General features: G+C 55.4%; 14 protein-coding genes. All 14 read right to left on the reverse strand.

Annotation, left to right across the window (positions count from 1 at the left end):
- Positions 1–11: 11 nt before the first annotated feature.
- The 14 genes from RDU76_08185 to RDU76_08250 all read right to left on the reverse strand — a co-directional run bounded on the left by RDU76_08185 (position 12) and on the right by RDU76_08250 (position 18,274).
- Complete coding sequence (locus RDU76_08185; protein ID MDQ7798901.1) at positions 12–1,139, reverse strand: hypothetical protein; 1,128 nt, start codon at positions 1,137–1,139, stop codon at positions 12–14.
- A gap of 144 nt (positions 1,140–1,283) precedes the next feature.
- Positions 1,284–3,623: an endonuclease MutS2 gene (locus tag RDU76_08190; GenBank protein MDQ7798902.1), complete on the reverse strand. Its 2,340-nt coding sequence runs from the start codon at positions 3,621–3,623 to the stop codon at positions 1,284–1,286.
- 97 nt (positions 3,624–3,720) lie between these two features.
- A complete protein-coding gene (locus tag RDU76_08195; GenBank protein ID MDQ7798903.1) occupies positions 3,721–4,272 on the reverse strand; it encodes a CvpA family protein in 552 nt (183 codons plus the stop codon).
- Positions 4,273–4,294: 22 nt separating this feature from the next.
- On the reverse strand, positions 4,295–5,029 hold the full coding sequence (locus RDU76_08200; GenBank protein ID MDQ7798904.1) for a hypothetical protein: 735 nt from the start codon (positions 5,027–5,029) through the stop codon (positions 4,295–4,297).
- A 23-nt stretch (positions 5,030–5,052) separates the two neighbouring features.
- Positions 5,053–5,841, reverse strand: coding sequence for an RsmE family RNA methyltransferase (locus tag RDU76_08205; GenBank protein ID MDQ7798905.1), 789 nt, complete (start codon positions 5,839–5,841; stop codon positions 5,053–5,055).
- A gap of 7 nt (positions 5,842–5,848) precedes the next feature.
- Positions 5,849–6,403, reverse strand: coding sequence for a hypothetical protein (locus RDU76_08210; protein MDQ7798906.1), 555 nt, complete (start codon positions 6,401–6,403; stop codon positions 5,849–5,851).
- Positions 6,404–6,441: 38 nt separating this feature from the next.
- Positions 6,442–7,623 carry a molecular chaperone DnaJ gene (dnaJ, locus tag RDU76_08215; GenBank protein MDQ7798907.1) on the reverse strand — a complete coding sequence of 394 codons (1,182 nt, stop codon included), beginning with the start codon at positions 7,621–7,623 and terminating at the stop codon, positions 6,442–6,444.
- Between the two features lie 286 nt (positions 7,624–7,909).
- The gene (dnaK, locus tag RDU76_08220) at positions 7,910–9,829 is read right to left on the reverse strand and encodes a molecular chaperone DnaK (GenBank protein MDQ7798908.1); all 1,920 of its coding nucleotides are present in this window, start codon (positions 9,827–9,829) and stop codon (positions 7,910–7,912) included.
- A 36-nt stretch (positions 9,830–9,865) separates the two neighbouring features.
- On the reverse strand, positions 9,866–10,462 hold the full coding sequence (locus RDU76_08225) for a nucleotide exchange factor GrpE (GenBank protein ID MDQ7798909.1): 597 nt from the start codon (positions 10,460–10,462) through the stop codon (positions 9,866–9,868).
- A 137-nt stretch (positions 10,463–10,599) separates the two neighbouring features.
- Complete coding sequence (tkt, locus tag RDU76_08230) at positions 10,600–12,597, reverse strand: transketolase (protein ID MDQ7798910.1); 1,998 nt, start codon at positions 12,595–12,597, stop codon at positions 10,600–10,602.
- 134 nt (positions 12,598–12,731) lie between these two features.
- Entirely contained in the window at positions 12,732–15,128 is a 2,397-nt protein-coding gene (locus RDU76_08235; GenBank protein MDQ7798911.1) for a histidine kinase dimerization/phosphoacceptor domain -containing protein, read from the reverse strand.
- A gap of 82 nt (positions 15,129–15,210) precedes the next feature.
- Complete coding sequence (locus RDU76_08240; GenBank protein ID MDQ7798912.1) at positions 15,211–17,187, reverse strand: PAS domain S-box protein; 1,977 nt, start codon at positions 17,185–17,187, stop codon at positions 15,211–15,213.
- A gap of 67 nt (positions 17,188–17,254) precedes the next feature.
- Positions 17,255–17,944: a hypothetical protein gene (locus RDU76_08245; GenBank protein ID MDQ7798913.1), complete on the reverse strand. Its 690-nt coding sequence runs from the start codon at positions 17,942–17,944 to the stop codon at positions 17,255–17,257.
- 21 nt (positions 17,945–17,965) lie between these two features.
- Positions 17,966–18,274, reverse strand: coding sequence for a hypothetical protein (locus RDU76_08250; GenBank protein ID MDQ7798914.1), 309 nt, complete (start codon positions 18,272–18,274; stop codon positions 17,966–17,968).
- Positions 18,275–18,438: the final 164 nt, after the last annotated feature.

The following is an 18,438-nucleotide window of genomic DNA, read 5'->3' on the forward strand; positions in this document are numbered from 1 at the left end:
ACTTGCGTTTTTTAGAAAAGTTTCTTGATATAGCACCTTCTCCGCTTGTGCTGGCGCGATTCGAAGTATTTCCAGTGGCTCTGCACCTTGATGTTCTCCTCCAGCTCGATGTTGGTCTCGGCCGAGACCACCCCGTTCTTGATGGCCGAGCGGCTCATCTCGGTCATCAGCAGGGCGTCGGCCCCCTTGCCCTGCAGATCGGGCCTTATGGCGCCCAGATAAAGATCGATCTGTTTGTTCTTTTTGCTGACCGCTTTGAGCAGATGGATGAACCCGAAGGGGAACAGCCGTCCCTTGGCCTTTTGCAGGGCTTTTGACAATGATGGCATGCCGATCACGAATCCGGCTACTTTATTGTTTGAATCAAGCAGGATCTTGGTGTAATCCGGCATGATAAACGAAAAATACTGCTTGATGTACATGGCGATCTGTTTCTCGTTCAGGGGAACGAAGGCATAGATGGGGGCAAAGGCGCTGTTCAATACCTCGAACATCTCATGGGCATAGGGCAGCAGATCCTTGGCTTTTTTAGCGTTTAAAACTTTGACCCCGGCTTTCTGCATCACGATCTTGGCTATGCGGTCGGCCTTCTCGGGTATCTCTTTGGGAACCTTGACCTCGAACTCCACCCAATCCACGTCCTTGACGTATCCCAGTTTTTCCAGCTGCTGGGGATAATAGGGGTGGTTGTAGATGGCCGCCAGAGTGCCCAGCTCGTCGAAACCCTCCACCAGCATGCCCTCGTGGTCCATGTCGGTGAAGCCCAGCGGTCCGTGGATGCCGGCCATTCCCTGTTCTTTGGCCCACTGCTCGGCGGTGCTGAAAAGAGCCCGGACCACCTCAGCGTCATCGATAAAATCCACCCAGCCGAAACGGGCATACTTGTTGCCCCATTTTTCGATGTAGCGGTGGTTGACTATCCCGGCGATCCGCCCGGCCAGTTGTCCGTCCTTGTAGGCCAGCCAGAATTTGGCGTCGCAATATTCGAAGGCGGGATTCTTCTCCTGGCGGAGGGTGTGATACTCGTCCATCAGCAGGGGGGGAATCCAGTTCCGGTTGCCTTGGTAGATGGAGAAGGGAAATTCTATGAATTTTTTCAGGTCCGCCTTGGTTGCGACCTCTTTTATCTGTACCGGCATAGCTGCCTTCGATTAGGTTTTCTATCTTGGTATTTAACTATCGTGATAAATGCGGATGATTTAATATTTTTAGACACGGATAAACACGGATCTAAGACAACTTTTTATTTCCGCCTAGATTCTCAGCTTCACAACATCTGTTTTTCATTTAAGTTCCACCACCGTCACCCCGTCCTGGCCCTCGTTCCATTCACCCAAACGGAAGGATCTCACCCGGGGATCCTTGGTCAGCGCCTCCTTGACCACCTGGCGCAGCACCCCGGCGCCCTTGCCGTGCACGATCCTGACCGAATTTATCCCCAGCATCACCGCCTCGTCCAGATAGCGGTCCACCAGTTCCAGCGATTCCTCGGCCCGCATTCCCAGCAGGTGCAGCTCGGAGTTGAAATGCCTCTCTTCTTCCAGCGACATTTTTACCGATCCCGCTTTTTCCTCCCTGCCCCTTTGCAGGGACCTCAGCTGGCCGCTCTTCAGGGTCATCCGGATGCCGCCCACCTGGACCTTGACCTTGCCCCCGGAATCGGGCAGGGCCACCACTTCGCCCTCTTTTTGAACAGAGGGCACATATACCGCCTGGCCCATCTTCAAGGGCTCCTTTATCGCCAGATGATCGTCCTCTCCCCTGGCCTCGGCGGAGGACCCCAGATCCAGTTTGGATTCGGTCTCAGCCAGGATGTTCCGGGCCTGCTTGATGCTGTCCTTGGAGGCCTGTTCTTTCTTGATGCCGGCCACCGCCATCTCCGAGGCGCTGCGGGCCTGGGCCAGAATATCCTTGGCCTCCTGCTTGGCCTGCTGTTTAAGCTCCTTGAGCTCGTCCTTGAGCCCCTTCAATTTAGATTCGTATTCCTGTGACATTTTCCTGGCGGCGTCCAGTTCGTCGGCCGCCTCCCGCTCCCGCTGTTCCATCCGACGCTTGGTATCCTCGATGTCGGAGATCAGCTCTTCCAGTTTGATGGACTTGGAGTCCAGCCTGGTCCGAGCCTCGGCCACGATGCTCTCCGGCAGGCCCAGCCGCGAAGCTATCTCCAGCCCGTAGCTGGCGCCGGGCAGGCCCATCATCAGGCGGTAGGTGGGCTTCAATGCCTGGCGGTCGAATTCCATGGCGGCGTTGATCATCCCCTCCCGGCTCTGGACGAAGCTCTTCAGCGCCCCGTAATGGGTGGTGGAGAGGGTCAGGCAGCCCTTGTCGGTCAGGTCCGACAGGATGGCGATGGCCAGCGAAGATCCCTCGGAGGGCTCGGTGCCGGCCCCGATCTCGTCCAGCAATACCAGCGATCGCTCTCCGGCCTCCCGGACGATGTTGCCTATCTGCCGCATGTGCGAGGAGAAGGTGGACAGCGACTGGGAGATGGACTGCTCGTCGCCGATGTCTGCGAACACCTCGCCGAATACCGGCAGGGCGCTGCCCTCTCCGGCCGGGATCTGCAGGCCGGACTGGTTCATCAGCACCAGCAGGCCGACGGTTTTCAGCACCACCGTCTTGCCGCCGGTGTTGGGCCCGGTGATCACCATGGTCAGCTTGCCGTCGCCCAGCTCCATGTCCAGCGGCACCGGACTTTCCAGGGCCGGATGCCGGGCGGCCGCCACCTTCAGGTAGTTTCCCTGGGAACGCAGGGCCTGGGAGCAATGCCATTCGGAGGCCAGGCGGGCCTTGGCCACCAGCAGGTCGAACTGCGATATCAGCTCCAGGTTCTGCTGGATGGGCTCGATCTCGTCCAGTATTTCCTTGGAGAATTCCTGCAGGATCCGCTCCACCTCGCGCTTCTCGGCCAGGATCACTTGCCGCATCTTGTTGTTCAGTTCAACGGATACCAACGGCTCCACGAACACCGTGGCACCGGAGGAGGAGGTGTCGTGGACGATGCCCTTGACCTGCGACTTGGCGTCGGATTTGACCGGGATCACATAGCGCCCCTCCCGAATGGTGACCACCGATTCCTGGATGGAGCCGGAGGAGGCGTTCATGATGCTTTCCAGCTTGTCGTAGATCCTTGCCCGCAGGGCCTCCTGGTCGCGCCGCAGGTGGTACAGGGTGTCGCTGGCCCGGTCGGCCACCCGCCCGTCCGGCTCGATGGATCTGGCGATCCGGTCCTCCAGCACCTTGTAGGCCCGGAAGCCTGAGGCCAGAGCGTCTAAAAGCGGGTAATCATCCTTGCGCAGGCTGATGGTGGACTTTATCCGGCGGGCCGCCTCCAGATGGCGTCCCAGCTGCAGCAGCTCCAGCGGCTCGATGATGGCCCCCTCGGCCGCCAGGGCCCCCAGGGCCGGGCGGATGTCCTGAACGTTCCCGAAATCCAGCCCGATGCCGGCCTCCAGCAGCTTCCTGGCCTCGGCGGTGACGGCCTGCTGTTCGGCGATCACCGCCGGGGAGGTGGACGGAACAATCGCCAGCGCCTCGGCCCGGCCATAGGGCGTGCCGGTCTTGCGGGCCAGAGCCTCCAGGACGAAATTGAATTCTAATATTTTTAAACTATGGGTGTTCATTAATTTAATACAATTATCATTTGGGCATTTCATGAAATGCCCCTACAAATATTTCCCTCTCCCTTCGGGGGAGGGGCAGGGGAGGGGCCCTTTGATTTTAAATTATCTGCTCCACCTTCTTGGGCGTTGGCGCTTTCTCGAATTCCTGGTATAACTTCTGGGCCTTGGGCCACAGCCCTTTGGATTTCTCATAGACCAGCGGGGCCACCTTGCGGATGGAGCGGATCATGCCCGAGCGGTCCAGCTTGCTATTGAATTCCCTGGGCAGCGGCGCCAGCGCCAGCAGCAACAATATCACCGATATTATCAGCGCGCCCTTTACCAGCCCGATGACCATGCCGCCGATCTTGTCGGCCAGATCCAGCGGGGTGGCTTTGATGATTTTTGATAATATCCAACCGACGATGGTGATGGCCAGGAACACGATCAGAAATACCGCCACGAAACCCACCATCGGCGCGATGTGTTTGGGCAAACCGGAGATCATCCTGGTCAACATGGCCGCCGCGATCAGGTGCATTTTAAGCGCCAGGAAGAAGGCGATGACCAGGGCGATGATGCCCACGATCTCCTGCACCAGGCCCTTCTTGAAGCCGATCCCCACCGCCAGGGCCAGCAGGATCAGGATGATGATGTCTATCCAGTTCATGTGATTTCTTTCGATTGCTTATTTAGTGGACGTCAATGCCGTCAAAATATAATTCCGTGATAGCCGTGTCATCGTATTTTTCACCCTTATAAATATCTTTGATAACAAATTTCATTACAAGGTCCTGACCATCTTTTCTTCGCCCCAGCGGTTCGGGCAATTTAAATTTTTGTGCAGCTCTTGTATCTTGTAAGTGTAAAATTGCGTATAAAGATCCATTCACAAAAACCTCCAACAGTTTAACACGTGTATTATATTTCCACGTTTGATGAGATTTTATTATGCCATTGAAAATAATGATATTTGTTAATCTTGGGCTATCGTTCTTGAAACTATATTCCAAATACTCACCGATACCATAACCTGGTTTACCTTCGACCCATGATGTTTTATAACTAAAATCATGCGCATTTGTTCCATCGTAAAAAATATCATGCTCGGGTTTATGAAAAGAAGATGAAATTATTTTGTATGGCCCCCCGCCACAATACCAGCTACACCCATTACCTAAAATATCCCATATACTATCAAATGCCTCATATTTACCAAGTATTTCTTTTTCTTTTTTTGTTAGTTTTTCATATTCCCTTGTTTCTTCAAGCTTTCGTATCAAAGAATCTTTTATGGCAAATTCTCTTTGAGCTTTGATGCTAAAATCAGGGGTTTCCCCAATAATAGGTTTTAGCTCAATTACTTTCGTTTGTCCATAAACAATTTGACTAATTATAAATAAAAGACAAAATATATTTATTTTCATATTCTCACCATATTTTTTAATTTTTACCCCAGTTCCCCCAGCCTATCCAACACCACGGTGGACAGTACCAGCCCGGCGGTCTCCGCCCGCAGGCGTCTTGAGCCCAAAGTTATGATGTGCCCTCTTGCCTCGGCGATGATCTCTTTCTCTCTTTGGGAAAACCCGCCCTCCGGCCCCACCAGGCACAGCACCTTGCGGACCTCCTTGTTCTCCGGCAGCTTGGCGAATACGTCGGCCAGGTTTATCTTCTTCTCTGTCTCATCGGCCATCAATAGCAGGTCGTAATTGACAAAGCTTTCCGACAGCTTGGCAAAATCCGTCGGCTCGCCGATGGCCGGCAGCACCGAGCGCAGGGACTGCTTCATGGCGGCGATGGCGATCCTCTGCCAGCGGGCGGCCTTGCCGCCCCCGGAGTCATCGTCCAACTGCGGCAGGCTGAAGCCCGGCTTGTCGTCGGCCGGCTTGACCACCGAGTTCTCGGTGATCAGCGGGATGATGGCGTGCAGGCCTATCTCGGTGCCCTTCTCGATAACGAAGTCCATCCGCTGGCCTTTGGGCACCGCCTGGGCCAGGCTTACCTGCTTGATGGTCTCGTTGGTCTTGCGCCGCCGATTGAAGATATTGGCGGTCACCGCGCCGTCCGAGATGGCCGCAATGGTGCATTCGTATTCCCCGCCCTGGCCGTCCACCACGGTGATCTGGTCGCCCTTCTTGTGGCGCAGGGCTTTGGAGATATGCCGGGCCTCCTCGCCGGAGATCACTATCTGCCGGGCTTCGATGGAGGAGGGCGGAACGTAGAAGAATTCAAACATTGTATGATTATAAAGATTTTAGGCGCTTCTCTTTTTCTTTCTCGTCATTTATTTTTTTATTATCGTCAGCTATTTTCTTTAGTTTATTATTTACATACATTATTGAAACAGTTCCATCATGTGCAGGACTACACCAAATGTAGCTTGAGTCAGAAAATTGCCATGTTGCAGATACTATACTTTCTTCATCAAAAGAGTAACTCGGAAGTCCCCACTTTGTTTGTATGAGTTCTTTTATCTCCTTATAATCAGACTTCCCACCAATAACACTTATAAATAGATTATAAAATTTATCACCCACAAACTCAAAATTATAAAATGTAACCATTTTCCCGCAATATTCACCACCAGTAAAGTACACACTGTTGCTATCTTTACTTTTGAATATTACATCTTCAACATTTTTAAATTTACTTATAACTTCTTTTTGCGACTCTCCCCATTGTATATCCTTATATCCCATTAATGGAGAATTGATAGTTTTTGGTTTTTTAGCTATGCATCCAACTAAAATAAATGTTGCTATAGATGCTAAAAATAAAAACTGTTTATTCCTTATCATATTCTTATCCTTCCATATACTCATTTAATGAATAATAATTATTCCTCGAACTGGCTCAGGTCCACCTTGTGGGGGCTGGGCACCCTGCCGTTCTGCACCTCGCCCAGCTGCTTCAGCAATTTCTTCTCCTCGGAGGAAAGCTTATTGGGAATGTATATCTCCACCCGGATCAGCTGGTCGCCGCTGCCGCTGGAATTCAATCGCGGCAGGCCCTTGCCCCGCATCCGGAATATCTTGCCGGATCTGGTGCCCGAGGGAATGGACAGCTCGGCCCTGCCGGACAGCATCGGCACCGTCACCTTGGCCCCCAGGGCGGCCTGGGCGTAGGAGATGGGCAGGGCCAGCACCAGGTCGTCGCCGTGGCGGTGGAACAGGGGATGCTCCTTTTCTTCGATGTAGACCAGAATGTCCCCGGCCGGGCCCAGCTTGGGGCCGATGTTCCCCTGGTTCCGCAGGGGGATGTAATTGCCGTTGGCCACCCCGGCCGGAACCTTGACCTTGATGGTGGCCTCTCTCTTGACCCGGCCCTCGCCCTTGCAGGAGGGGCAGGGATTGCTGATGATCTTGCCCTCGCCGCCGCACTGCGGGCAGGCCCCCACGTTGATGAACTGCCCGAACATGGAGCGTGACACCTGCCGCACCTCGCCCGCCCCCTTGCAGGCCGGGCATTCCTTGATATCGGCCCCGGACTTGGCTCCCTCCCCGTGGCACTCGGAACAGCTTTCGAATCTCTTCAGTTGGAGGGTCTTCTCCACGCCGGTGGCGATCTCCTCCAGGGTCAGGCTCAGGTGGATGTTAAGATCGCCTCCCCGCCGCACCTGGCGGCCGCCCCGGGTGCGGGTGGCCCCGCCCATCCCGCCGCCGAACAGCATGTCGAAGATGGAACCGCCCCCGCCTCCGCCGAACATCGAGCCGAAGATGTCCTGGATGTCATCGGTATGGGTGAAGTCACGGCGGAAGTCGAAGCCGCCGGCCCCGAAGGACGGATCCACTCCGGCGTGGCCGAACTGGTCGTAGTTGGCCCGTTTCTGCTTGTCCATCAGCACCTCGTAGGCCTCGGACAGTTCCTTGAACTTCTCCTCGGCCGCCTTGGGATCCTCCCGGTTCATGTCGGGATGATGCTTCTTGGCCAGGGCCCGGTAGGCCGTTTTTATCTGGCTCTCGTCGGCGCTCTTGGGAACGCCCAGTATTTCGTAATAGTCGCGTTTGGTAGGGGTCATAGATTTGAATTATCGCACTAGTTAATTTATCGGTATTTTATTTAGATATTTGACAACCTCTGATTATCGGCATCAATCATTTGACACCCCTCTGTATCTCCCCTTGATAGGGGAGACAAGCACCATCCCCTCTAAGAAAGAGGGGAGCGAGGGGTGTGTCCAGTCATCTCGCAATGACCCAAAGAAATCCGAAATATCCGTGCGGATCCGTGTTCCATTACCCCCATATAAAAGCACAAATAGGGGAGAAGTATTTACCTTCTCCCCTTTTGCCGTTCACGAATTTTTATTTCTTATCCTCGTCAACGACCTTATAATCGGCTTCCTCCGGGCCTTCCGGTTTGGGCGCCTCGGCTTGTCCGGGTTGTTGACCTCCGCCCGCCTCCGGACCGGCCTGGGTCTGCTGTCCGGCCTTGGCGTAAACCGCCTCGCCTATCTTCCGGGCGGCCGCCGCCAGCTCGTCGGAGGCATCCTTGATGGCCTCGGTGTTGTCCTTGCCCAGGGCTATCCTCAGCTTGCCCATGGCATCGTCGATGGCCTTGCGGTCCTCGGAAGAGACCTGCGAGCCGTACTCCTTGAGGGTCTTCTCGGTCTGGTAGACCATGGCGTCGGCATTGTTCCGGACCTCGATATCGCTGCGCTTCTTGCGGTCCTCGTCGGCGTGGGCCTCGGCGTCCTTGGCCATCTTGTCGATCTCCTCCTTGCTCAGGCCGGAGGAGGCGGTGATCTTGATGCTCTGGGCCTTGCCGGTCCCCAGGTCCTTGGCCGAAACGTGCAGGATGCCGTTGGCGTCTATGTCGAAGGTGACCTCGATCTGCGGTATGCCGCGGGGGGCCGGCGGGATGCCCACCAGGTCGAACCTGGCCAGCGTCCGGTTGTCCACCGCCATCTCCCGCTCGCCCTGCATCACGTGGATGGAGACCGCCGGCTGGTTGTCGGCCGCGGTGGAGAAAACCTGGCTCTTGCGGGTGGGGATGGTGGTGTTGCGCTCGATCAGACGGGTCATCACCCCGCCCAGGGTCTCGATGCCCAGCGACAGCGGGGTCACGTCCAGTAACAGGACATCCTTGACCTCGCCCACCAGCACCCCGGCCTGGATGGCGGCGCCGATGGCCACCACCTCGTCGGGATTGACGCCGCGGTGCGGCTCCCGGCCGAAGAACTGCTTGACCATCTCCTGGACCTTGGGCATCCGGGTCATGCCGCCCACCATCACCACTTCGTCGATCTCGGTAAGCTTCAGGCCGGCGTCGTCCAGGGCCCGGCGGCAGGGGCCGATGGTCCTCTGCACCAGGTCATCCACCAGCTGTTCCATCTTGGCCCGGGTCAGGGTCAGATCCAGGTGCTTGGCCCCGGAGGCGTCGGCGGTGATGAATGGCAGGTTGATGTTGGTCTGCATGGTGGAGGACAGCTCGCACTTGGCCTTCTCGGACGCCTCCTTCAGGCGCTGCAGGGCCATCTTGTCCTTGCGCAGGTCGATGCCGTTGGTTTTCTGGAATTCCTCGGCCATCCAGTCGATGATCTTCTGGTCGAAGTCGTCGCCGCCCAGGTGGGTGTCGCCGTTGGTGGAGCGCACCTCGAACACCCCCTCGCCCAGCTCCAGGATGGAGATATCAAAGGTCCCGCCGCCCAGATCGTAGACCGCGATCTTGTGGGATTTGCCCTTGTCCAGCCCGTAGGACAGCGCGGCCGCGGTGGGTTCGTTGATGATCCGCAGCACCTCCAGCCCGGCCACCTGCCCGGCATCCTTGGTGGCCTGGCGCTGGGCGTCGTTGAAGTAGGCCGGAACGGTGATCACCGCCTGGGTGACCTTCTCGCCCAGGTAGGCCTCGGCCGCCTCCTTCAGGTAGCGCAGTATCTTGGCCGCTATCTCCGGCGGCGAAAAAACGCTTTCGTTGACCTTGACCCGGGCGTCTCCGTGGGGCCCTTCGATGACCTTGTAGGGCACCAGCTTCATCTCCGAACCGACCTCGCCGTGGCGCCGACCCATGAAGCGTTTGACCGAATATACCGTATTCTCGGGGTTGGTGATGGCCTGGCGTTTGGCCGCCTGGCCCACCACCTCCTCGCCCGATTTAAGGAACCCCACCACCGAGGGTGTGGTCCTCAGGCCTTCCTGGTTGGGAATTACCGTGGGGTTCCCGCCCTCCATCACCGCTATGCAGGAATTTGTGGTCCCCAGATCGATCCCGATTACTTTGCCCATTTATTCTCTCCTGATTTTCAATTGATTCTAAAGATTCTATTCCGTGGTCTCTTGATTCTGGTCCGCCTCCTCCGGATATTCTTCATTCGGCTCCTCCGGCTCCCCGCCCGGACGCTTGGATACCGTCACCCGGGCATGCCTTAGGACCTTGCCCCGAAAGACGAAGCCCTTCTCCACCTCGTCCAGCACCTGGTTGGGTTCATGCTCGGCGGTCTCGATGGACAGAACGGCATCATGCCGGGCCGGGTCGAATTCCTCCCCTTTGCTGCTGAACGGCTTTAGCCCCTCGTTCTCCAGGATCTTGTGGATCTGCTGGTCTATCATCTGGACCCCCTGGTGGAACGATCTCAAGGCTTCGTCGTTCTCGGCCCCGCTCCGTGAAGCTTCTATGGCCCGGTCGAAATTGTCCAGCACCGGCAGAAGCTTGGCGATCATGTTGCGGTTGGCTTCGGCCTCCTTCTCCAGATATTCCTTGGCCACCCTCTTGCGATAGTTGTCGAAATCGGCCATGGCCCGGACATATTTGTCAAAATTCTCATCGGACAACTGTTTGTAATAGCTACCCTGAGACATCAGCTCCTTAAGCCTGGCCTTCAATTTTCTGTACAGACCGCTGTTTTTCTTTAACTCCACTAAACCGGCTCCTTACAATGCTTTGGAGGAAAATCGGCCCGGCTATCTTTCCCTGATAATTTTGGGACCGAATAAATATAATCATTAAACCTGGCTTTGTCAATAATTCCGGCTGTAAAAAACAGCTTGCCCCTTCCTTATTTTCCCAGCTGGTTGAGGTGATCGGCTATCCTTTTTGCCGCCCGATCCGGTGTAAGCCCGAATTTCTCCGCCAGGTCCGATTCCGGGGCCGAGGCTCCGAAATCCTCCAGGCCGATGAACAGGCCGTCCCGGCCCAGCAGGCCCCGCCATAACGCCCCCCTGCCGGCCTCGATGGCCACCTTTACCGCCCGAGGGGGAACCACCGAATCCCGGTAATCCTCCGGCTGTCTTAAAAAATCTTCCAGGCAGGGCAGGGACACCACCGTGGTCGACAGACCCTCTTTTTGCAGGGACTGGGCGGCCGACAGAGCCAGCCAGACCTCGGATCCCGAGGCCATGATGCAGATCTCCGGTGTGTGCCCCAATGTTTCAAGCACATAGCCGCCCCGGCGGAATTGTTCGGCATCGATGCTCAGGCGGGGCAGGACCGGCAGTTTCTGCCGGGTCAGGATCAGGGCGGTGGGACCGCCGGTATTTTTAAGGGCCGCGGCCCAGGCCAGGGCCGTCTCCGGGCCGTCGGCCGGGCGGATCACTTTCAGGTTGGGGATCAGCCTTAAGGCCGAAACCTGTTCTATCGGCTGATGGGTGGGCCCGTCCTCGCCCACCAAGATGGAATCGTGGGTGAAGACATAGATGGCCTGCTGCTTCATCAGGGCCGCCAGTCGGATCGACGGCCGGCAGTAATCGGAAAATACCAGAAAAGTGGAACCTAGGGGAATGAAACAGCCGTAAAGTGACAGCCCGTTCATGACGGCCGCCATGGCGTGCTCCCGGATGCCGAAATGGAAATTGCGGCCCGAGAAATCATCCGCCGAAACGAAGGTTGATCCCTTTATCTCGGTGTTGGTGGAGGGCCCCAGGTCGGCCGAACCGCCGATCAGCGAAGGCACCAGCTCCGCCGCCCTCTGGATGATTTTGCCGGAATGGCTCCTGGTGGCGGCGGCCTCGGCGGATAAAGATCCCAGCAATTGTTCCTCGATATCATCCGGCAGCCGCTTTGACCACATGCCGTCCCACAGCTGGGCCTTTTGTGGATTGCGGTTTTTCCAGGCTTTGAATTCCTTCTGCCACTTGGTGTATTTTCTTTTCAGTTTCTTCACCCTGGCATCGCAGGCCTGTCGAACATCGGCCGGCACGTAAAATGTCTCCTCCGGCCAGCCCAGGTTTTTCCTGGTGGCCAGCGCTTCCTGGGCCCCCAGCGGCGAGCCGTGGGCCGCCGAGCTGTCGTGCTTGTTGGGACTGCCGTAGGCTATATGGGTCTTGGCAATGATAAGGGACGGCCTTTTGGCATCCCTGTCGGCCGATTTTAGAGCCTTGACCGCCTGGGCCTGGTCGTGCCCGTCAATCATCAGGACCCCCCAGCCCAGGGCCTTGAACTTGGCCCTGATATCCTCGGAAAATGACAGGTCCGTCCTGCCGTCGATGGTGATGCCGTTGTCGTCATAGAGGCAGATCAGATTGCCCAGCTTAAGGTGTCCGGCGATGGAGGCCGCCTCGGTGGAGATGCCCTCCATCAGATCGCCATCGGACACCAGGGCATATACCTTATGGTCTATGATATTGAACTCTTCATCGTTGAACCTCCGGGCGGCCATTTTGGCGGCGATGGCCATGCCCACTCCGCTGGCAAAGCCCTGGCCCAGCGGCCCGGTGCTTATCTCCACCCCCGAAGTGTGCCCGTACTCGGGATGGCCCGGGGTCCGGCTGTCCAGCTGGCGGAACCTTTTCAGCTCTTCCAGCGGCAGGTCGTACCCGAAAAGATGCAGCAACCCGTACAAAAGCATGGAGCCGTGCCCGGCCGAAAGGATGAAGCGGTCCCGGTTGGGCCATTGGGGATCCCGGGGATTGAAGGACAGGAAATCGTGCCACAGGGCAAAGCTGAAATCGGCCGCCCCCATGGGCAGTCCGGGATGTCCGGAATTGGCCTTTTCCACCGCATCCACCGCCAGCATCCTCAGGGTATCAGCGCACTTTTTAGACAGCTTTTGGTCCATCTTGAGCCTATTGCTTTTATCTTGATATTTGGAGGTTTATTTAAACAGTAATCATACCATTTATCGGGTTATTTTGCAAATGATAAATAAAGGAAGGGCCTGATCATTCAGGCCCTTTCCGGCGGCTGTCTTATCTATGCAACCTTCCTGAATTCAACCACATACCTGGTGCCGTTCTTCTGGCGCACGGCAACCTTGCCGCCAAGCTGCTCGGCCAAAATAGTGATCAACTGCAGCCCCAGGGTGGCCGGGTCTGACAGCGGGGCGGCCTTTTCGGCAAACCCGGTCCCGTTATCGGCCACCTCCAGACGGTAAAGGACATCGTCCTCCAGTTTTAGCCGGACGGTGATCTCCCATTTCTTGCCCCCGAGCGGAGGCTCCTTAAAAGCGTGCTTGAGGCTGTTGGACACCATCTCGTTTATCATCAGCCCGCAGGGGATGGCCACATCCACCCCCAATTCTATGTCGTTTATATCCATGGTCAGTACTATCTGGTCGCTGATGATGCCGTATGACCGGATCAGATCGCTGATCAGGTTCCGGGCATAGGGGCCGAAGTCTATCCTGGCCAGATTGGAGGATTTATACAGGTTCTCGTGCACCAGGGACATGGAGCGTATCCGGTTCTGGCTCTCTAAAAAGATCTCCCTGTCCCGGGGATCGTGGACATAGCCCGACTGGAGGCTTAACAGGCTGGAGACCACCTGCAGGTTGTTTTTCACCCGGTGGGATATCTCCCGCAGCAGCACCTCTTTTTCCCGGAGGGCGGCCCGGATCTGAAGTTCTGCCGATTTCCTCTTGGTTATGTCCAGCAGCGAGGCCACGCTCTTCTCTGTTCCGGGAACCATGTCGCTGGTCAGGTATATGTCCTTTATCTTGCCGATCCGGTCGATGAAGCGGAATTCGTACTTGGGGGGTGCGGCCGGTTTGTCATCTCGGCGCAGCCGGTGGTATTCCTCCATCCGCTCCAGGTCGGGCTTCCAGACGAACTCGGTCAACTTTTTCTGTCCTTCGATCTCGCTGCGGTCAAAGCCGGAGAGCTTCTCGAACTCCTGATTGGCCAGGGATATGGTCAGGTCGCTTTCGATGATGGCCATGGCCGTGCCGGTGTTTTCAAATATGTTGCGGTATCTCTGTTCCGAGGCCAGCAAGGCATCCCGGCTGGCCTGCAATTCCGCCAGTTGCTGCCTGAGCTCCTCGTCAGAGGCCTGAAGCTCCTCATCGGTTTCGGTCAATCTCTGGTTGAGCACCAGCAAGGCCTGATGTTTTTCCAGCAGGGCCTGTTCGGCCTGTTTTTGTTCGGTGATATCCCTCAAATGCTCCACCACCTTGGTCACCTGGCCCCCCTCGTCCAGCACCGGATAGGAACGGGCGTCGATCCATACCCCCAGGTCCTTAAAATATTTCTCCACCCGGGCGGGTTTTTTTGTATCTATGGCTATGGCCGTGGCGCAATTATCGCAGGGCTTTTCGCGGTTGATAAGCTGAAAGCACCTCTTTCCCTTGATGTCAATATGAGAGCATTTTAAAAACTCATAGCCGGCCCGGTTGTATTTTTCCACCCCATGCTCGGCATCCTGGATCCCCAGTATATCGGGGATGACGTCAAACACCGCCCCCAGCAGGGTTGCTGATTCCTTGAGGTCCTGGCTGTACTGCGAAATTTTTGAGGTCCTGGCCTTTACCTGCCTCCTCAACATAAGGCTGAACAGGGCCATTAAGGCCAGCCCTCCGATCAAGGCCCCCAAAACCCATTTCACATGGCGGGGGATCATAGCCGGGGGCCTTTCTCCCAGCCATTTGTTAAGAGACCGGTAGTACACCGAGCCTGGATCGTTCTTCATGCTGGTGAGATTGCGGTCGATGCGGTTGATGATCGGTTCATCCCGGCCCTTGGGAAAGGCGAAATAAATCAGCGAGGGTCGGAACATCACCGAGGTGGGCAGAATATCCGTGCCCCGCAGGTCGGAAAAATAAAAGAAACGGTTGGCTATAATGACATCGGCCCGGCCCTTCCGCAGGGCCTCCACGGTGCCGGCATAATCGGGGCAGGGCAGCAGCGTAAAATCGATATTCAACAGCCCCTTGATCTCCTGGGGCAGGTATTCCTCCTGGATCGCCCCTTTAAGCACGGCTATTCTTTTCCCGTCAAGGTCCTTGCCGCTTTCCAGTTTGACATCCTTGCCGGCGAATGCCTGCAGCCAGGATTCGATCACCGATATTTTATTGAAAGAGAATTTTTCGGCCCTGTCTTGTGAATAGGTGACATCCAACACCAGGTCAAGTTCGCCCTTCTCCAGCCTTTCCAGGTTCTGGCTCCAGGTGCCGGGCGCATACTCCACCGTCCAGCCCTCGTTCCTGGCGATCTGATCCATTATGTCAACAAAGATCCCCTGGGGTTTTCCCCTCCCGTTCCAGAAGACCTTGGGAGGGTTCTGGTAGATCCCCACCCGGACGGTCTGGGCGCCGGCCGGCGGCCGGCAAAAGGCCGCAGCCAGAATAAAAAACACCACGGCCAACCGCCATGGCATTCTGATGGGCTTTGCCCCCAAGCTTCTCATTTTTTCACCTCATTTCAAATGATAAAGCAAACATACGCCAGCGACATTGTCCTCACTGCCGGATCGTTATTTCCTCCATCACCTCCGCCAGGAAGGGATCGAACTGGGTGCCGGCGCACCTTTTGATCTCCTGGATGGCCCGTTCCGGCCCGACTGCCTTTCGGTAGGGCCTCTTCTGGGTCAGGGCGTCGTAGGCGTTAAGTATGGAAACCATTCGGGCATATAGGGGAATGTCCTCACCCCTCAGGTTTCGGGGATATCCGCTGCCGTCCCACCACTCATGGTGAGCCAGGATGGGCTCGGCCAGGTCGGCGGTCTCCGGGGTGTTCTGGACTATATGATAGCCTATCTCCGGATGCCGGTGCATCATCTTCCATTCCTCGGCGGTCAGTCGATCCTTCTTATTGAACAGTCTTTGCTCTATGGCTATATTGCCGATGTCGCAGTATTCCAGCACCTGCTGCAATTTTAAGGTTTCGGGCGGGGTCAGCCCCCGGGCCGATGCCATCTCCCGGGCCAGGCTTTGCAATACCTTCAGCTGCTCCCTGGTCCGCTGTCCTTTTTGGTAATACAATCCCAGCAGATGGGACATGATGTCGGTCCGGACCTTTTTGCTGGTCATCATCTTGCTGCGGTACATGTTTTCTTCGGCTTCCTTCAGGACGCCCTTGATGTTCTGCTCCATCTTTTTCTTGGTGGCATGGCCCATCGCCAGGCTCAAGGTAACCGGACCCTTGACCTTTTCCTGGCACAGTTGGCTTATCCTCTGGAAAAGTTCGTCGGCCTTGTAGCCCGGAGTGTTCAGTAACAGCAGGGCGAACTCGTCGCCGCCCCACCGGGCGATGATATCCTCGCGCCGGCAGCACAGTTTAAGAACCTGGGCCACCCGGTTTAGCAGTTCATCGCCCTCGAGATGCCCGAAGGCGTCGTTGACCAGCTTGAGGCCGTTGACGTCGGCCACGATGATGGTGATGGGCAGATGGCGGTTGGTGTCGATCCTTAAAATCTCCTCCTCGAAAAAGGCCCGGTTGTGCAGCCCGGTAAGCCGGTCATAAAAACTCAGGTACTCCACCTGTTTCTGGACCTTCCGCTTCTCGGTCACGTCCTTGATGGTGATCATGATGCCGTTGACTGCCGGAAGGTCCAGCATGTTCCTGGCCATCGCTTCGATGGTCAGGTAGCTGCCGTTCTTATGCCTGACCCTGAAATCCGCACCCCGCACCTCCCCCACCCTGGAGGCAACTTCTCCGAAGATCCTTTTCACTTCCGGCATATCCTCGGGAGAGATATAATCATATACCCCTGCTCCAAGAACATCCTTTCCGTCGTAACCCAGCATTATTTTCACCATGGGGTTTACATAGGTCAGGCGGCCCTCCCTGCTCACGATGGCAATAAGGTCCAGGCTGTTCTCTATCAGCGAACGAAAATGTTTCTCGCTGGTGCTGAGGATCTCCTCGATCAACACCCTTTGGCCGATCTCGTGCTTTAAGTTCTGATTTGAGTTGTAAAGCTCCTTGGTCCTTCCCTTGATCTCGGCCTCCAGATCCCGCTGGTTTTTCTCCAGAAGATGCTGGATGTGCTTGCTGGTGGTGATATCCTGAAAGGTGATCTGGGCGGCCGGCTGGCCGGCAAAGACGATTGGCGAGCTGATGGTTTTGACATCCAGCTCCACCCCGTCCCGCCGGACCACTTTTTGCTCCAGCAGGCCGGCATTGATGCGGTTGGTTATCACTCGTTCGATCCTGTTTTGCTCTATCTGCCGGTAATCCGGGTGCATGAAGTTGCTTATGCTCTGCCCCAGCAGTTGATCCGCCTTTTCCACACCCAGCATTTTGGCAAAGGCAGGATTGGCGTACAAAAACCCCTGCAGATTTGTCACGGCAATGGGCACCGGGCTGTTCTCAATCAGCCGCTGGAACCGGGCCTCGCTTTTTTCCAGCTGTTTTTGATGTTCGGTCGAAAGATGGCTTATCTTGCGGTGGCCCAAGAAGACCGCGCCGACAAAGGCGCCCAACAAGAGCAGCATCGTTCCGCTTCCGGCTAAAATCAGCCAATATAAGTTTCCATTGTTCATAATAAAATCAAATAATTATTCAATCTGCCACCTCCCAGACCGCTTCTTTCCCACTTACGGTCAACCGCGGTGCCGACCTATCGGTCCATTTGAGGCTTATGAAGCCTGTGGCGTAAATCCCATTGACCAAAAAGCTGACGACCCAGTTGATCCTCCACAACGGCGCGGCCTGGGTAAAAACAAAATTAAGGTTGGAATATATCAGTATGTTTCCGGTGAAGTTGAGAAGCAGGCCCAGGCAGATCCAAAAGCGATGATCATCGAATATAGAAGTCTTTCCCCATATTGACATATATATCATAAAATGGGTTGCCGCCAGCATAAAAACAATGCTCTCTATCAACAGGGGCATATTGGCAAAGCCATCCTTGGAGGGGCCGATAACATTGAAATAAATCCAAACTATCGCCATCAGAGCGCACCCCGCCGCTATTATCGCCCTAATAAGAGATCTCTCGTTCCACCGGCAGAAAATTATTGCAATTATTACCGTTTCAATAAAAAAATAGATTTGATACACCAAATAGTTATTTATTTTCCTCAGGGCCATCGACAAAGCAATTGTTTCCGCTATAAAGGCGATAACTGTCAGCAAAAAAAATATTTTTGTTGCTTTGGGCATTTTTTTTAAAAAGAACGCCCCGCCTGCGATCGGAAACAGCAGCGATAGATAATATCCGGCACCCAAAACGTAATCAGCGGTATGCATGATGCTTACAAACCTTCTGTGTTATATTATGCTTCTATCCGGCGGACAATATGGCGGACAGGGAAATCCAAACTCGGCCAAAAGCCCTTTGGCAATATCATTCCCCTTTTTGTCAACCCCGGTCATGACCAGGGTATTGGCCCCGGTGGGTTTTTTAGCATAATATATGCGCAGGCCGAGGCAGCCCTTCTGTTTTAATATTTTGCCGATGGCATCCCTGCTGAAATAAAGCGCTTTCACTTTTTTCTTGGCCTGGTTTTTTTGATAGGCCTTGACCAGAGCCTGCGCTTTCTTAAAACTAATCTTATGCTCCTCTTTTCCGGTGAACATATTCTGACTCCTCAATTGCATTTGCCGCGCCAGCGGGTTTCTTTTCTCCCGCTATTGACATTTACCGCTCTTTGAATTACTATTAAAAAGGGGGTTAGGCTGTTCTATGGATCTTTTGAGGGAACGGTTACTATACTATAACACATTGCGATTATCATAACTCC

Source organism: Candidatus Edwardsbacteria bacterium (assembly GCA_031082425.1).
Classification (GTDB): domain Bacteria; phylum Edwardsbacteria; class AC1; order AC1; family EtOH8; genus UBA2226.

Coding starts and splice junctions, on each gene's coding strand:
- RDU76_08185 (MDQ7798901.1), bottom strand. CDS start 1,139: ATGCCGGTACAGATAAAAGAGGTCGCAACCAAGGCGGACCTGAAAAAA.
- RDU76_08190 (MDQ7798902.1), bottom strand. CDS start 3,623: ATGAACACCCATAGTTTAAAAATATTAGAATTCAATTTCGTCCTGGAG.
- RDU76_08195 (MDQ7798903.1), bottom strand. CDS start 4,272: ATGAACTGGATAGACATCATCATCCTGATCCTGCTGGCCCTGGCGGTG.
- RDU76_08200 (MDQ7798904.1), bottom strand. CDS start 5,029: ATGAAAATAAATATATTTTGTCTTTTATTTATAATTAGTCAAATTGTT.
- RDU76_08205 (MDQ7798905.1), bottom strand. CDS start 5,841: ATGTTTGAATTCTTCTACGTTCCGCCCTCCTCCATCGAAGCCCGGCAG.
- RDU76_08210 (MDQ7798906.1), bottom strand. CDS start 6,403: ATGATAAGGAATAAACAGTTTTTATTTTTAGCATCTATAGCAACATTT.
- dnaJ (MDQ7798907.1), bottom strand. CDS start 7,623: ATGACCCCTACCAAACGCGACTATTACGAAATACTGGGCGTTCCCAAG.
- dnaK (MDQ7798908.1), bottom strand. CDS start 9,829: ATGGGCAAAGTAATCGGGATCGATCTGGGGACCACAAATTCCTGCATA.
- tkt (MDQ7798910.1), bottom strand. CDS start 12,597: ATGGACCAAAAGCTGTCTAAAAAGTGCGCTGATACCCTGAGGATGCTG.
- RDU76_08235 (MDQ7798911.1), bottom strand. CDS start 15,128: ATGCCATGGCGGTTGGCCGTGGTGTTTTTTATTCTGGCTGCGGCCTTT.
- RDU76_08240 (MDQ7798912.1), bottom strand. CDS start 17,187: ATGCTGCTCTTGTTGGGCGCCTTTGTCGGCGCGGTCTTCTTGGGCCAC.
- RDU76_08245 (MDQ7798913.1), bottom strand. CDS start 17,944: ATGCATACCGCTGATTACGTTTTGGGTGCCGGATATTATCTATCGCTG.
- RDU76_08250 (MDQ7798914.1), bottom strand. CDS start 18,274: ATGTTCACCGGAAAAGAGGAGCATAAGATTAGTTTTAAGAAAGCGCAG.